This is a genomic window from Bacterioplanoides pacificum, from assembly GCF_042648445.1.
Lineage (GTDB): Bacteria > Pseudomonadota > Gammaproteobacteria > Pseudomonadales > Oceanobacteraceae > Bacterioplanoides > Bacterioplanoides pacificum.
The window spans coordinates 66151-81050 of the sequence record NZ_JBHRYB010000003.1 but is presented as its reverse complement, the minus strand read 5'-3'; the positions used below and the strand labels follow the sequence as shown (position 1 = coordinate 81050).

15 protein-coding genes are annotated in these 14900 nt (G+C 52.9%); 10 read left to right on the top strand and 5 right to left on the bottom strand.

Annotation, left to right across the window (positions count from 1 at the left end; all coding sequences use genetic code 11):
* Window positions 1–79: 79 nt before the first annotated feature.
* The 5 genes from ACFOMG_RS03700 to ACFOMG_RS03680 all read left to right on the top strand — a co-directional run bounded on the left by ACFOMG_RS03700 (window position 80) and on the right by ACFOMG_RS03680 (window position 4498).
* The gene (locus tag ACFOMG_RS03700) at window positions 80–496 is read left to right on the top strand and encodes a hypothetical protein (protein WP_376864871.1); all 417 of its coding nucleotides are present in this window, start codon (window positions 80–82) and stop codon (window positions 494–496) included.
* A gap of 9 nt (window positions 497–505) precedes the next feature.
* Entirely contained in the window at window positions 506–811 is a 306-nt protein-coding gene (locus ACFOMG_RS03695; RefSeq protein WP_376864870.1) for a hypothetical protein, read from the top strand.
* Window positions 812–813: 2 nt separating this feature from the next.
* Window positions 814–1128 (top strand): hypothetical protein, encoded by a 315-nt coding sequence (locus tag ACFOMG_RS03690; protein WP_376864869.1) that lies wholly within the window; start codon window positions 814–816, stop codon window positions 1126–1128.
* A gap of 189 nt (window positions 1129–1317) precedes the next feature.
* The gene (gene parC, locus ACFOMG_RS03685; protein WP_376864868.1) at window positions 1318–3579 is read left to right on the top strand and encodes a DNA topoisomerase IV subunit A; all 2262 of its coding nucleotides are present in this window, start codon (window positions 1318–1320) and stop codon (window positions 3577–3579) included.
* 88 nt (window positions 3580–3667) lie between these two features.
* A complete protein-coding gene (locus tag ACFOMG_RS03680; RefSeq protein WP_376864867.1) occupies window positions 3668–4498 on the top strand; it encodes an alpha/beta fold hydrolase in 831 nt (276 codons plus the stop codon).
* 5 nt (window positions 4499–4503) lie between these two features.
* Here the strand turns inward: ACFOMG_RS03680 and ACFOMG_RS03675 are convergent, their stop codons facing one another.
* The 3 genes from ACFOMG_RS03675 to ACFOMG_RS03665 form a co-directional block, all read right to left on the bottom strand.
* The gene (locus ACFOMG_RS03675) at window positions 4504–5184 is read right to left on the bottom strand and encodes an NYN domain-containing protein (RefSeq protein WP_376864866.1); all 681 of its coding nucleotides are present in this window, start codon (window positions 5182–5184) and stop codon (window positions 4504–4506) included.
* 143 nt (window positions 5185–5327) lie between these two features.
* A complete protein-coding gene (gene rsmD, locus ACFOMG_RS03670; protein WP_376864865.1) occupies window positions 5328–5879 on the bottom strand; it encodes a 16S rRNA (guanine(966)-N(2))-methyltransferase RsmD in 552 nt (183 codons plus the stop codon).
* On the bottom strand, window positions 5876–6631 hold the full coding sequence (locus ACFOMG_RS03665; RefSeq protein ID WP_376864864.1) for a hypothetical protein: 756 nt from the start codon (window positions 6629–6631) through the stop codon (window positions 5876–5878). Before ACFOMG_RS03665 ends, rsmD begins: the two co-directional genes overlap by 4 nt.
* Window positions 6632–6779: 148 nt before the next feature.
* On the opposite strand from ACFOMG_RS03665, the gene ftsY reads away from it, so the two are divergent.
* From ftsY to rpoH, 4 genes are all read left to right on the top strand, one after another.
* Complete coding sequence (gene ftsY / locus ACFOMG_RS03660; protein ID WP_376864863.1) at window positions 6780–8033, top strand: signal recognition particle-docking protein FtsY; 1254 nt, start codon at window positions 6780–6782, stop codon at window positions 8031–8033.
* Between the two features lie 71 nt (window positions 8034–8104).
* Window positions 8105–8803 carry a cell division ATP-binding protein FtsE gene (gene ftsE / locus ACFOMG_RS03655; protein ID WP_376865078.1) on the top strand — a complete coding sequence of 233 codons (699 nt, stop codon included), beginning with the start codon at window positions 8105–8107 and terminating at the stop codon, window positions 8801–8803.
* The gene (gene ftsX, locus ACFOMG_RS03650; RefSeq protein ID WP_376864862.1) at window positions 8796–9770 is read left to right on the top strand and encodes a permease-like cell division protein FtsX; all 975 of its coding nucleotides are present in this window, start codon (window positions 8796–8798) and stop codon (window positions 9768–9770) included. Before ftsE ends, ftsX begins: the two co-directional genes overlap by 8 nt.
* A 172-nt stretch (window positions 9771–9942) precedes the next feature.
* The gene (gene rpoH / locus ACFOMG_RS03645) at window positions 9943–10815 is read left to right on the top strand and encodes an RNA polymerase sigma factor RpoH (RefSeq protein ID WP_376864861.1); all 873 of its coding nucleotides are present in this window, start codon (window positions 9943–9945) and stop codon (window positions 10813–10815) included.
* Between the two features lie 70 nt (window positions 10816–10885).
* Here the strand turns inward: rpoH and rfaD are convergent, their stop codons facing one another.
* Both rfaD and hldE read right to left on the bottom strand, forming a co-directional pair.
* Window positions 10886–11842, bottom strand: coding sequence for an ADP-glyceromanno-heptose 6-epimerase (rfaD, locus tag ACFOMG_RS03640; protein ID WP_376864860.1), 957 nt, complete (start codon window positions 11840–11842; stop codon window positions 10886–10888).
* Window positions 11843–12015: 173 nt separating this feature from the next.
* The gene (hldE, locus tag ACFOMG_RS03635; RefSeq protein WP_376864859.1) at window positions 12016–13452 is read right to left on the bottom strand and encodes a bifunctional D-glycero-beta-D-manno-heptose-7-phosphate kinase/D-glycero-beta-D-manno-heptose 1-phosphate adenylyltransferase HldE; all 1437 of its coding nucleotides are present in this window, start codon (window positions 13450–13452) and stop codon (window positions 12016–12018) included.
* 145 nt (window positions 13453–13597) lie between these two features.
* Between hldE and waaA the strand changes: the two genes are divergently transcribed.
* Window positions 13598–14860 carry a lipid IV(A) 3-deoxy-D-manno-octulosonic acid transferase gene (waaA, locus tag ACFOMG_RS03630; protein WP_376864858.1) on the top strand — a complete coding sequence of 421 codons (1263 nt, stop codon included), beginning with the start codon at window positions 13598–13600 and terminating at the stop codon, window positions 14858–14860.
* The last annotated feature ends 40 nt before the right edge of the window (window positions 14861–14900 follow it).

The following is a 14900-nucleotide window of genomic DNA, read 5'->3' as shown; positions in this document are numbered from 1 at the left end:
GCCATTCGGTCCTGATGATTAAGTATTTATTAAGCTTTCTGCTGTATCATCCCCCCCTCTTTTTTCAAAGGAATTGCAAATGCGAAGATTGTTAATCTTTGCTGCCATTGCTATGGCCGGCTGTGCCCGGCTGGATAGTGTTCAGATTGGCAGTATCGACCAGAGTCAGGGAGCGTTGACGCCGGTATCGGTTCGTCTCAGTGAAACCGGTTTTGATGCCGCAGCATCGGCGGAACTCGGTCGTCAGTTATCCCGTGGCCAGACCTCACAGCAGTGGAAAGAAATCCGCGATATTCTGGCGCTGGTCAATATGGGACCACGTACCGGTAACCCGGTTTATGACGAAAACTATGCCGAACAATTATTGAGCTTCCTGCGCAATGAATGTCCGTCAGGAGAACTCACCGGCATCCGTGCTATTCGTGAAGCCAAAACTGCCGGCCCGGTATCGGGCGAAATTGTAGCTGTCGACGCGTTTTGTATCGCTGAAAAATAAGGACTGATCATGTTTCAACGTATATTTGTTTTTTTATTATTGTCTGTGGCGTTAACCGGTTGTGTCAGCCTCAATTCGGTATCCCTGACTCAGGTTCCGGCTGAACGCAATAACGAAGTGCGTGCTTCCGCCGATCATTGGGCGATTCTTGGTATCGCTTTTGATAACGATTTTGTTGATGAAGCGGTAAATGATCTGCGCAACCAGTGCCAGGGTGGCAAGCTGGACGGGGTGTTAACCAAGTTCCAGAACACCGTCTATTTGCTGGTGGTCAAACGCGAAGTGATCGCCACGGCGTATTGCCAGAAGGGGTGAAAATGAAACGTTTAATCACTATCGCCTTAAGCTCTCTGCTGGCGGGCGGTTGTACACATTCTATTCATCAGCAGTATATCAGTGATGTTGATGCCGGTTTAAGCCAGGCAACGAATACCCGTACTGTGGTGATGACCAGCGAACAATCCGTGGTGTTGGGATTTGTGTTTGATACCGATTACGTCGATCAGGCTTATGCCGACCTGAAGCAACAATGCCCGGGTCGTATTGGTGCAATCGCGACCCAATACTCCACCAGTCATGGCTTTATGCACTGGACCAATAAAATCCGCATGGAAGCCATCTGCACCCAATAAGCCGCCAGCCGTTTGTGTGTTTGCCCCGGTAACCGAGGTTATCGGGGATTCCTCACCGTTCTGCCTTCTGCCGCCTGAATCATCGTTTTAGCATTGTCCTTCTCGGGTTAGTGGGTCACAATCTGTGGCAACTTTTCCGATGCCCTGATACTGCGGGCAGAACCGAAGCTGGACAGAACTGCGAGTCTTATGACGGATCAAATCAGTTATACCGACGACGGCGTAGAGCGTCAGTCGCTGAAACAATATACCGAAAATGCGTACCTGAATTATTCCATGTACGTGATTCTCGATCGTGCCCTGCCACATGTAGGTGATGGCCTTAAGCCGGTGCAGCGTCGTATTGTGTACGCCATGAGCGAACTGGGCCTGAAGCACACCGCTAAATATAAAAAGTCGGCGCGTACGGTTGGTGATGTGTTGGGTAAGTACCACCCGCATGGCGACAGCGCTTGTTATGAAGCTATGGTGCTGATGGCGCAACCGTTCTCGTATCGTTATCCACTGGTCGACGGCCAGGGCAACTGGGGCGCGCCGGATGATCCGAAATCGTTTGCCGCCATGCGTTATACCGAAGCCAAACTGGCCGGCTATGCCGAAGTGTTACTCAGCGAACTGGGCCAGGGCACGGTGGAATGGCAGCCAAACTTTGACGGCACCATGGATGAGCCCAGCACCTTACCGGCCCGGCTGCCGAATATTCTGTTAAACGGTACCACCGGTATTGCTGTGGGTATGGCGACCGATATCCCGCCGCATAATGTGCGCGAAGTGGCCAGTGCCTGTATTCATTTACTGGATGACCCGAAAGCCGATATCGACGCGTTATGTGAACACGTGCAGGCACCGGATTTTCCCACCGACGCAGAAATTATTACCCCGAAGGAGGATTTGCGTAAGTTATACCGCAGCGGCAAAGGCAGTGTGAAAATGCGCGCCGGTTATAATGTGGAAGATGGCGACATTGTTATTACGGCCTTGCCTCATCAGGTATCCGGGGCAAAAATTCTGGAACAGATTGCTGCCCAGATGACGGCAAAAAAACTGCCGTTAGTAACGGATTTACGCGACGAGTCGGATCACGAAAACCCAACCCGGTTAGTGATTGTACCTAAGTCAAACCGGGTTGATTGTGATGCCGTGATGGCGCATTTATTTGCCACCACCGATCTGGAAAAAAACTATCGCGTTAATATGAACGTGATTGGTCTGGATGGCCGGCCACAGGTGAAAAACCTGCAGCTGATGTTAACCGAGTGGCTGGAATACCGTACAGCGACCGTACGCCGTCGTTTGCAGCATCGCCTGGATAAAGTACTGGCTCGTCTGCATATCTTAGAAGGTATGCTGGTGGCGTTCCTGAATATCGATGAAGTCATCGAGATCATTCGTACTGAGGATGAACCTAAGCCGGTGTTAATGCAGCGCTTTGGGGTATCGGACATTCAGGCAGAAGCCATTCTGGAATTAAAATTACGTCACCTCGCCAAACTGGAAGAAATGAAAATCCGTGGCGAACAGGATGAATTGGAAAAAGAACGCGAAACTCTGGAAAAAACCTTAGGCTCCGAACGGCGGTTAAAAACCCTGATTAAAAAAGAATTAACTGCAGACGCTGAAAAATACGGCGATGACCGTCGTTCGCCAGTGGTCGTGCGTGGCGAAGCCAGGGCTTTCTCTGAAACTGAACTGGTTTCAGCGGAATCCATTACCGTGGTGTTATCAGAAAAAGGCTGGGTACGGGCTGCCAAAGGTCACGATATCGATGCCGAAAACCTGAATTATAAATCGGGTGATAAATATCTGTTATCTGCGCCAGGTAAAAGCAATCAGAACGCGGTGTTTATCGACAGTACAGGCCGTTCTTATGCACTGGCTGCGCACACCTTACCGTCTGCCCGTGGCCAGGGTGAACCGTTAAGTGGTCGCCTGAATATCCCCGCAGGTGCACAGTTCCTCGGTCTGGTGATGGGGCCTGATTCCGATCAGTATCTGATGGCAACCGACGCCGGTTATGGCTTTATTGCCAACCTGGGAGACATGCAGAGCAAAAACAAAGCCGGTAAAAACCTGCTGACCGTGCCGGATAACGCCCGGGTGCTGGTGCCTGCCAGGATTATCAACCCGGAGAAAAGCTGGATTGCAGCGGTCAGCAACGAAGGTCGTATGCTGGTGTTCCCGGCGGCGGATGTGCCGCTGATGGCGCGTGGCAAAGGCAACAAAATGATCAACATTAACGCCGCCAAAGCGGCTGCCCGGGAGGAGTTGATGGTCGCCTGTGTCGCCTTCAATGAAGACGACACTCTGCTGGTGTACGCCGGTAAACGCCATATGAAACTGAAGTTTGCCGATCTTGAGCATTACCAGGGTGAACGTGGCCGTCGGGGTAATAAATTGCCACGGGGCTTCCAGAATGTCGATGCCATGGAAGTGGTGCGCAAAGACGACTGAAAACATCAGTCTGTGATCAAGTCCAAGGCGGAACGGCGGTGATTCTTTTAGAATGACCGCCGTTTTTTATTGCTGGTGCATCACCGTTATGGCTGTCGAAACCCTGAACGATATCGAACTGAATGTGATTGACGCTCAACCACAGCAGGCGACCAACCCCGCCACTCTGATCTGGGCACACGGGTTGATGTTCTGTACCGCAGCCGATGTCGAATCGGGCCTGTTTGCCTGGAAAAAAACTCAGCAACAACACCGGGTCGTGCGATACGACGCCCGTGGCCATGGTGAGTCTCAGGTCACGCCTGATCCGGCGGATTATCAATGGCAGAACCTGGGCCGGGATATGTTAGCCGTGGCACAGCATTCCGGCGCCGATAAATTTGTGCTGGGTGGAGCCTCAATGGGCTGTGGCACCAGCCTGATGGCGGCGCTGCAATTACTGAATTCGGAACAAAAAGAGAAACTTGCCGGGCTGGTGCTGGTGATTCCGCCGACCGGCTGGAAAAGCCGTAAGCTGCAAACGCTGAAATATCGTTTACTGGCCTGGTTCAGTAAGTTACGTCTGGTACCGGCACTGTTGCCACAGCTGACACAAAATAAAGTGATTGCCGGTTTTCTGCATAAATCCATGGCTTATACCGAAGCGGTGTTATTGCGCTATATGGCCAGCCATAAAAAAGAAGCCTATTTCCCGATCCTGATGGGCTCAGCTCAGTCGGATATGCCAGCGCAAGACGAACTGAAAAATATTGATGTACCGGTACTGATCCTGGCCTGGAAAGACGATGTCAGTCACCCGGTTTCGACCGCCACCCGGTTGCGTGAGTTATTACCAAACAGTGAAATTCATCTGGCGAATGAAACCCGTCATGTGGACTTATGGGATCAGCAGATTGCGGAGTTTCTTAAGCAGTTATAAGCGGGTTACCAGTATTGTGGTTTTCTGATCGGTTTTTTTCGGGTAGGTATAAGATCGGGCAAGTGATTTCTGCTTAACTCAGCGTCTGTTATATATTTCCTCGTCCAGTTTGCCGAGGAACTCAGTTGTTTGTTACCAGGACGCCGGGAGCTTGCGATGCTTTTTCGGGTAGGGATCACTACGCCAATATTGATAGTGTCTCCGTAGTCTTGTCGAATCAGTTGCAAAGCCGGAGCCAGGTCAGTGTCATTTGAAACGATCACTATATGCCTGATATCCAACCGGCAAACATCCCGGTAGGCATGGAGTGCTATATTGACATCGGTTTGTTTTTCTTCGAGTTTCCAGACCGCTACCTGAACTGACTTATCTGGTGGGGACTGGAAGCGTGGCAAGTTTGCTTTTTCCAGGCTGTAGTAGCCTTTAATTATGTCGACTTCGTTTGGGTACAGCGCTTGCAATGCCCGATGGTAGCTTTGCTGAGCTTGCATTGCTGCCTGGCCATTGCTGGCGATGGCGGCTTTAATGTCAGCCGTGAAATATTTGATCTGTACGAGTTCAGAGTGTGGTGACTGAGTTGCAAGAATATTACTGAATAGCTTTCTCAAGTCTAACCATTTATCTTCGGAATGCTTCAGGCAGCCGTAATATAGATTGTATCCGTCTATATAGATTATTGTTTTCACAGCATTTTCCTTATGCCAGATATGAAAAAACCGCCATAAGGCGGTTTTTTCGCCCTAAGCAGCAGTTAATCAAATAACCCTGCGAAGGGGGAGTCGTGAATCCAGTATGGCAGACCTGCGGAGCAGGTCAAGAGTTCATTGGCTCACACCACTTCAAACAAGCGGAAGCAAAACTCTTTGGTGGTTTTGCTTTTTTTCTCATTCCAGTTAGCCGGCAGCTGCGGCTGTAACGTCGCTTCATGTTCAATATAAACCAGCGCACCGGGTAACAGGCGTAACTGTTCGATAGCGGGTTGCAGCAGGTTTTTGCCAAACGGTGGGTCGAGGAATACCAGGTCGTAGGGTTCCGGATTTTGTTCCAGCCAGGTCAGTGCATCGCCGGCCCAGACCTGGGCGTTGCTGGCCTGCAGCGTTTGCAGGTTTTCTTTCAGCTGTAACGCGGCCTTGGCGTGTTTCTCCAGAAAAATCACTTGTTTGGCACCGCGTGATAACGCTTCAAAACCGAGTGCACCACTGCCGGCGAAGGCATCCACGACACGTGCGCCTTCGACATCAAACTGCAGCCAGTTAAAAACGGTTTCCCGTACCCGGTCGAGGGTCGGGCGTAAGCCATCGATGGCCGGAAAACGCAACCGGCGCGAACGCCACTGGCCGCCGATAATGCGCAGTTGTTGAGTCGGGGTGGATTTACTCATGGGTCGTTCGCCGTGTCTGGAACCGATAACTTGCCGGCCGGCGCACGTTTACAGTTGAGGTAAGCGGCGGCGGCATCTTTCTGGCTATCGGCCAGCGCCTGATACAGGTGCTGGTAATAACCAGAGGGGGGGCGATGGTAGGCAATGTCGCTCTGAATGTCGAGCTGACCGGCATGGGACAACCAGCGTAGCCGTAATTCGCGGCTGCGCTGCTGGCGGAAGTGTTGCCATTGGGAACGGTTGGGCAATGCTTTATCCAGTTGAGCAACCGGGCTGGCCCAGTGCGACCGAAACCATAATGAACCGGCGGCATGATGCTGTTCACAAATGCCCAGCGTTTCCGTGCTGGCGCTGGCGGGTTGTAACTGCCAGTGACGGATCAGCCAGGCGCTGATGGCCTGCATCTGACGTTCCTGCCAGGGCCCTTGCAGCAGAATGGCCGATACGGATTGGGGTGTTTCCGGTCGTGGTTGTTGTTGCAGTGCCTGACTCCAGTGCTCAGCGGGCAGGCGGATGTCCTGGTGTTGTCCGGTCAATAACCGTATCTGGCCATGGGGCAGTGCGGTCTGTTGCCAATAGCTGGTGATGCCTTCTTCCGTCTGCCAGTGATGCCAGGGCGATACACTTAATGGCGGAAGCTGCAGTGGCTCCAAGGGCAGTTGTTCCGGGTCGGTTCTGCCGAGGTGAATCCAGCTGATTAACACCAGGCAGGATAAAATAATGATATTCAGAGTACGGCGGCTGAATCTCACGCCCGCGTCCTTATTCACAATGGGGTTTAGTGGTAGGATAGCGGACTTTAATTGCCTGCGGGTGATACTGATCACGCACCCCTGTTTTCCGGCCGGGCGAGCAGACGCCGATTCTGTGGTCAGCAACCGATATTGTGGTGAACAACCAATGTTTGATTTTTTTAAGCGCAAAAAGAAAGCGCCAGAAGAGCAGCAACCTGCCGCTGAGCAGGATGCAGAAACACAACAACAAGTCGAAGCAGCAGAAACAGCCGAAGCTGCTGATCACGCCGGTGACGTTGCAACGGCGCTACAGGCCGTTGAAGAAGTGGTTGCCGAAGAGCAGGCACTGCAACAACCTGAGCCAGATCCTGAACAATCATCAGAAGCTCCGGTGAGCCCGGTCGCTGAACCTGAAACGGCTCAGACTGCTGATAACGAAGAGCTGAGCTACTTCGAAGAAGCTGGCGAACAGCAAGCACCAAAAGAAGAAAAGAAAAAAGGTTTCTTCGGCCGCATCCGCGATGGCCTGAGCAAAACACGCAGCGGCTTAGCCGATGGCCTGGCAGACTTGCTGGTGGGTAAAAAGGAAATTGATGATGACCTGCTGGAAGATCTGGAGACCCAGCTGATCATGGCGGATGTGGGCATGGAAGCGACTCAGGAAATCATGGAACGCCTGACCGGCCGCATCAGCCGTAAAGAGCTGAACGATTCCGATGCCTTATTTGAGGCGCTGATCGAAGAATTACAAACCATGCTGGCGGTGGCGCAACAGCCGCTGGTGATCGATAGCGAAAAATCGCCGTATGTCATTCTGATGGTGGGTATCAATGGCGTAGGGAAAACCACCACCATTGGCAAACTGGCAAAACAATTTCAGAACCGCGGCAAAAGTGTGATGCTGGCTGCTGGTGATACCTTCCGTGCGGCCGCCGTTGAGCAGCTGCAGGTATGGGGGGAGCGTAATAATGTGCCGGTCGTGGCGCAGCATACCGGGGCGGATTCCGCCTCAGTGATCTATGACGCGGTGGAAGCAGCCAAATCGCGTAACGTCGATATCCTGATTGCTGATACCGCCGGCCGTTTGCATAACAAAGACAACCTGATGCAGGAGCTGGAAAAAGTCGTGCGGGTGATGAAAAAACTCGACGATGCGGCACCGCATGAGGTGATGCTGGTACTGGATGCCGGTACCGGTCAGAACGCCATTAATCAGTGCAAGCAGTTCCTGCAATCGGTAGGCATAACCGGGCTGACGTTAACCAAACTCGATGGCACGGCCAAAGGCGGTATTATTTTTGCGCTGGCCAAGCAGTTTGAAATTCCGGTGCGCTTTATTGGTGTTGGCGAAGGTATCGATGATTTACGCCCGTTTAATGCCGAAGAATTTACCCGGGCATTGTTTAAACAAGAAGACTGATCGCCGCAGGAAAATCCGGTTTGATGCAGTTGCAGCAATAATAAGAGGTAAGGATGGCAAACCCCGATGTAATGGTGCGTTTTGACCGGGTCAGCAAGCGTTACAGCAGCCCCGGCACACAAGGGGGCGGCAAAGAAGCGCTCAGCAGTGTGAACTTCGAACTGCAGCGTGGTGAATTTGCCTTCCTCACCGGCCACAGCGGCGCTGGTAAAAGTACCCTGCTGAAGCTGATGATGCTGATGGAGCGTCCCAGCCGTGGCCAGGTGATTATCGATGGCCAGAATCTGGCGCGCCTGCGCCCATCTCAGGTGCCGTTCCATCGCCGTAAGGTCGGCGTGGTGTTTCAGAACCATCAGCTGTTATTTGATCGCAGCGTGTTTGATAACGTTGCGTTACCGCTGCAGATTGCTGGCTTTACTCCCGCTGAAGCCGGGCGCCGGGTGCGTGCCGCGCTTGATTCTGTTGGCTTATTGGGTATGGAAAAGCGCAACCCGATTGAGCTGTCGGGTGGTGAACAACAGCGGGTCGGGATTGCCCGGGCGGTGGTTAATAAACCCCCGTTATTATTGGCGGATGAGCCGACCGGTAACCTCGATCCGGAATTATCCGAAGAAATTATGAAACTTTTCACCCGTTTTCAGCAGGTGGGTGTCACGGTACTGATCGCCACTCACGATATTGCTCTGATCGAACGTATGGGTCATCGCCGTCTGATTCTTGATCAGGGCAGCATGGTGCAGGGTCAGTTACAGGAGGGCGTATATGGCTGATGTGAAACCCGGCGCCGCCAAGGGTGCTTCCAGTCATAAAATTGGTATCCAGGCACAGTTTGGCGCCTGGTTTGCGCACCATCAGCTGGTGGCTGTTGAGACTCTGGTAAAACTGCTGGCGAATCCGGCAGCGGCACTATTAACCTGGCTGGTGGTGGCCATTGCACTGACCTTACCCGGCGCGTTATGGATGACGCTGGATAATATGGAACAACTCAGTGGTCGGTTTCAGGCATCCGGGCGCATTACTTTGTATCTTAGCCCGGCAGCGGATATCGAACAGGGACAGGCGCTGAGTGATCGTATCGCAGCACTGGATGATGTGCGCCAGACCGAATTTATCGATGCGGATCAGGCTCTCGACGACTTCCGCCACAACAGTGGCCTGCAACAGGCTCTCGACTTTTTACCTGATAACCCGTTGCCTGCGGTGATTCTGGTGGAACCACCATTGGGAATTGAAGCACGGCAGGTGGAACAACTGGTGGAGCAACTGGGCTCCTATCAGATTGTGGATTCGGTACAGCTCGACATGGCCTGGGTTGAGCGGCTGCTGGCGATGCTGGCACTGGGAGAGCGGCTGATCTGGGTGTTAGGTGTGTTACTGGCGCTGGCAATTCTGCTGGTGGTGGGCAATACCGTGCGTCTGGCGATTGCTGCCCGGGTCGACGAAATCCGGGTTACCAAGCTGGTGGGTGGCACCAACGCTTATGTACGCCGGCCTTTTTTATACACAGGTTTATGGTATGGCCTGGTCGGTGGTTTACTGGCCTGGATACTGCTGGCCACCTGCTGGTTGTTATTGTCGGGGCCGGTGGATGAGCTGGCACAGCTGTATGGCTCAGGCTTTGAGCTGAAACCACTATCCGCGGCGGCGGCCATGGTGTTGTTGTTATCGGCGATGATACTGGGCTGGCTCGGAGCCTGGTGGTCGGTTGCGCGTCACCTCGACCAGATAGAACCCTGAATGACGGGAATATTGCCATCATTGGCTGTTTAAAAAGTCATAATTGGCTATTATTTAAATAGATTGTTCCAGTAAGGAACTGCAAAGAGGGATTGGTTGTCAGAGTTTTCAGGTGCTAAACTCTTTTGCCGTTGATACCTCATCATTGGGGTGAACTTTTCAGGAGTGTTCGATGAACCAAGGTTTATTAGCCGTTAATGCGTTGTCTCCCGGTGCCAATCTGGAGGCTTACATCAGCACGGTTAATGCTATCCCTGTGCTGACTGCCGAGGAAGAAAAAACCCTGGCAGAGCGTCTGCATTATGAAGGTGATCTGGAAGCTGCACGTCATCTGGTGATGTCCCATATGCGCTTTGTGGTGCATATCGCGCGCAGCTACTCCGGCTACGGTCTGAACCAGGGTGACCTGATTCAGGAAGGCAACGTGGGCCTGATGAAGGCGGTAAAACGTTTTAACCCGGAAGTGGGTGTTCGTCTGGTGTCTTTTGCTGTGCACTGGATCAAAGCTGAAATCCACGAGTTTATTCTGCGTAACTGGCGGATCGTCAAGGTCGCCACCACCAAAGCCCAGCGTAAGCTGTTCTTTAACCTGCGCTCTAAAAAGCAACGTCTGGGCTGGTTAAGCCAGGCTGAAGCCAAATCCATCGCCGACGATCTGGGCGTGGAAACCAAAACCGTTTTTGAAATGGAAGGCCGTCTGAACGCCCACGATGCCGCATTCGACGGTGGCGTTGACGACGACAACGAAGATTCTGCGCCACAGGCGCCAGTGTATTACCTCGAAGACCACAGCGCTGATCCGGCAACTCTGGTTGAAGACGATAACTACGAGCAGGATGCCAATGGCCGTCTGGCGCAGGCGATGTCGGAGCTGGATGACCGCAGCCGCAATATTCTGCAACAACGCTGGTTGTCGGAAGAGAAAGCCACTCTGCACGATCTCGCCGCCATTTATGAAGTATCGGCTGAGCGTATCCGTCAGCTCGAGAAAAATGCCATGAAAAAGCTGAAAGCAGCGATGGGCAGTGATCTGGTTCTGGCCTGATTTTTCAGTGATTCAATAAAAATGCCGCGCCCTGATAACAGGACGCGGCATTTTTGTTTGCGCTTAACGGTCAGGCGTTCAGCCAGTCCATATAGGCAAATACACCTTGTTCAACATCAGCAAATGGTTCGCTGTAACCTGCGTCCCGTAATTTGTTGATATCCGCTTCCGTAAAGCTCTGGTAGGCACCTTTCAGGTGGTCCGGGAAAGGCACATAACTTTTGCTGCCACTCAGGCCGCGTTCGCCGTGCCATTTAATAACGGCATCGGCCACGTCATTAAAGCTCTGGCAGTTGCCGGTACCCAGGTTAAAGATGCCGCTTTTATCGGCATTGGCCAGGAACCACAGGTTCACCTTAACCACGTCACCAACAAACACAAAGTCACGTCGTTGTTCGCCATCGGCATAACCACCACTACCGCCAAACAGTTTGCAGATACCGTTATCTTTTAACTGATTGTTAAAGTGGAACGCTACAGACGACATCGAGCCTTTGTGTTGTTCACGTGGGCCGTAAACATTGAAATAACGGAAGCCCACTACCTGGCTCTCGAAGGTATGTTCGATGGAGCGTACGTACTGGTCGAATTGCCATTTTGAGAAGCCATAAACGTTTAATGGCTTTTCGTGGCTGCGCTCTTCTTTGAAGACATCACTGCCGCCGTACACTGATGCGCTGGAGGCGTATAAAAACTGGATCTTTTTTTCCAGGCAGGCGTGCAGCAGAATTTTGGAATATTCGTAGTTATTTTCCATCATAAACTTGCCGTCCCACTCGGTGGTGGAGGAACAGGCGCCTTCATGGAAAATGGCTTCGACGTCGTCAAGAATGCCGTCGTCGAGTTGTACCCGCTGAATAAAATCGTCTTTATCCAGGTAATCGGCGATATCACAGTCGCTGATGTTGTAGAACTTTTTGCCGTCGGTTAAATCATCGACCACGATGATGTCTTTGCGGCCCTGTTCGTTCAGGGTTTTAACGATGTTGCTGCCGATAAAACCGGCGCCACCGGTAACAATAATCATATTTTTATTCCTGTAAAATCAGCATCAGAACATGATCAATAGTTCTCCCGGGGACGCGGTGAATACATCCCTGTACGCTCGGGCGCTGCTCCCTGCAGCGCACGCCCCGAGCCAAACTATTCATCACATTCTGATTGTATAAATTCTTAAATCAGAGTGTGACAATGGACAGCCTAGTCCGCAGCTTCTTCCGCCTGAATGCGTTTAACAATAGCGGTGGTGGAGCAGTTATCTTTAAAGCTGAGAATAATGACGTCTCCACCATTTTTCTGCACACAGCTGCCGCCAGCAATTTCTTCAATTTTGTAGTCGCCGCCTTTCACCAGAATATCCGGCAATACGCTGCAGATCAGTCGCTCAGGGGTATCTTCGCCAAATGGCACCACCCAGTCGACACTTTCCAGACCGGCCAGGACTGCCATGCGGTGATCGAGCGGGTTGATCGGCCGCGTCGGGCCTTTTAAACGGCTGACGGATTCATCGGAATTCACCGCCACTAACAAACGATCACCCAGCGCTTTGGCTTCTTTCAGATATTGCACATGGCCGGGATGAATAATGTCAAAACAGCCATTGGTCATCACCAGGGTTTCACCACGCTGCCGGGCTTCTTCCACTAACAGCAACAGACTTTGCTCGTCAAAGATACCGGCACCCTGATGGCTCTCGGAACGGATTTCCTGGCGTAATTCTTCGGTGGAAACGGTGGCGGTACCCAGTTTGCCAACCACAACGCCAGCAGCGGTATTCGCCAGAGCCGTCGCTTGTTGCAGGTTTTGTTTTGCCGCCAGCGCCGCTGCCAACACCGAAATCACAGTATCACCAGCACCGGTGACGTCGTAGACTTCACGCGCTTTGGTCGGCAGATGAAATGGCGGCTGCTCGCGTTCAACCAGCGTCATGCCTTTTTCGCTGCGGGTAACCAGTACCGCCTGCAGGTCGTAATCCTGGATCAGGCTGCGGGCTTTGGCCACTAAGGTGTCATCATCCTGTGCCGGACCAACAACCGCTTCGAATTCGCTCAGGTTCGGGGTGATTAAGGTCGCACCACGATAACGCTCAAAGTCCGTGCCTTTCGGATCAATCAGCACCGGCACCTGATGGCGGCGTGCGCTTTCAATCAGGCGCTGTGGATTATTCAGTGCGCCCTTGCCGTAATCCGACAAAATCACCACTCCGCTGTCGGCAACTTTCTGATCAAACGACTGATACAGACTGCTCAGATCGGTGGCATCAAACGCCTCTTCGAAATCGAGGCGAATCAGCTGCTGATGACGGCTCATCACCCGCAGTTTGGTGATGGTCGGGTGTGATGGGTGGTGAAGAAAATCACAGTCGATGCTGGCTTCCGCCAGCATGGTTTGCAACGCCTGGCCATTATCGTCGTTACCAATGATGCCCATCAGCTCAACGCCGGCACCCAGGGTTGAAATGTTCAGGCCAACATTGCCGGCACCGCCGGCACGGTTTTCAATATCCTGAATTTTAACCACCGGCACCGGTGCTTCCGGCGAAATACGGGAGGTCGGCCCCTGCCAGTAACGGTCGAGCATTACGTCACCAAACACCAGCACACGGGCCTGGTGGAAATCGGGAATGGTTACATCCATCGCAGCAATCACACACACATTTTAAAGGCTGGCAGTGTAACACAATGGTCGCAGCTGTATTCACCACGCCACGGCCTGGCATGCACCTTCGGCACGGGGCTGTGGTAGACTTGACGGCTGTTTTCACCCTGATAGAAGGCTTGGTGTGGCTCGTTTCTTTTACACTGTGTTGTATGCACTTCTGCTGCCGTTGTTTATCGCCCGCTTATGGTGGCGTGGCCGCGTTAATCCGGGTTACCGCCAGCGCATCAGTGAGCGTTTTGGCTGGTTGCCACATCGGCCGGCGGCTCACGGAGTCTGGGTGCATGCGGTTTCCGTGGGGGAGGCCCTGGCAGCCGCGCCTTATATTAAAGCCATGCAACAGCGCTATCCGGATATTCCGGTGATCGTCACCACCACCACGCCCACCGGCTCAGAGCAGGTAAAACGGCTGTTTGGCAGCAGCGTATTCCATATGTTTTTACCCTATGATCTGCCGATTTTCTGGACGCTGTTTTTGCGCCGTATCCGTCCGGGGTTGCTGGTCGTGATGGAAACTGAGCTCTGGCCGAATCTGATGGCAGCCTGCGAACGCCGCCAGTTACCGGTGATGTTGGCGAATGCCCGGCTGTCGCCAAAGTCAGCCCGCGGTTACGCAAAATTTGCTGCTTTAACCCGTCCTATGTTGCAGCGTCTCAGTCTGGTGGCCGCTCAGAATGCCAGTGATGGGCAACGTTTTATCGATCTCGGCCTGGCGGAAAATAAGCTGGAGATTACCGGCAGTGTAAAATTTGATGTCGACTTACCCGCAGATGTACAGCGCCGTGGTGCGGCGCTGCGGGCTGAGTGGGGGGCAGAGCGTAAAGTGCTGGCTCTGGCTTCCAGTCATGCGGGTGAAGATGAGCAGTTGCTGGCGCTTTACCCTCAATTGCAGGCCGCTTGTCCGGATCTGCTGCTGCTGTTGATTCCGCGTCATCCGGAACGCTTCGATGCCGTCAGCCGGGCAGCAAAACAGGCCGGACTGATCACCCGGCGCCGTTCTGCCGGATCTGCCGGTGAGCAATGTCAGGTGTATGTAGCCGATACCATGGGCGAAATGTTGCTGTTGTTGGCCGCTGCTGATCTGGTGCTGATGGGCGGTAGCTTAATTGAACACGGTGGCCACAACCCGATTGAGCCGGCGGCGTTAGGCAAAGCTACGCTGACAGGCCCTCATTATATGAATTTTGCCGCGATTGTGGATCAGCTGGTGGCACAACAGGCGCTGGCCGTGGTGACACCAGAAACCCTGGCGGGTGATCTGCTGCGTTATTTAACGGCACCGGAATTATGTCGGGCGATGGGGCAGGCCGGAGCCGAGGTGGTGGCTGATAATCGTGGGGCAGTACAGCGGCTGGTCGGGTTATCGGCCAACCTGATGCAACGCTGAAATGACAGTCAGCGTTGCATTGCCCGAGTTAACGATGGGG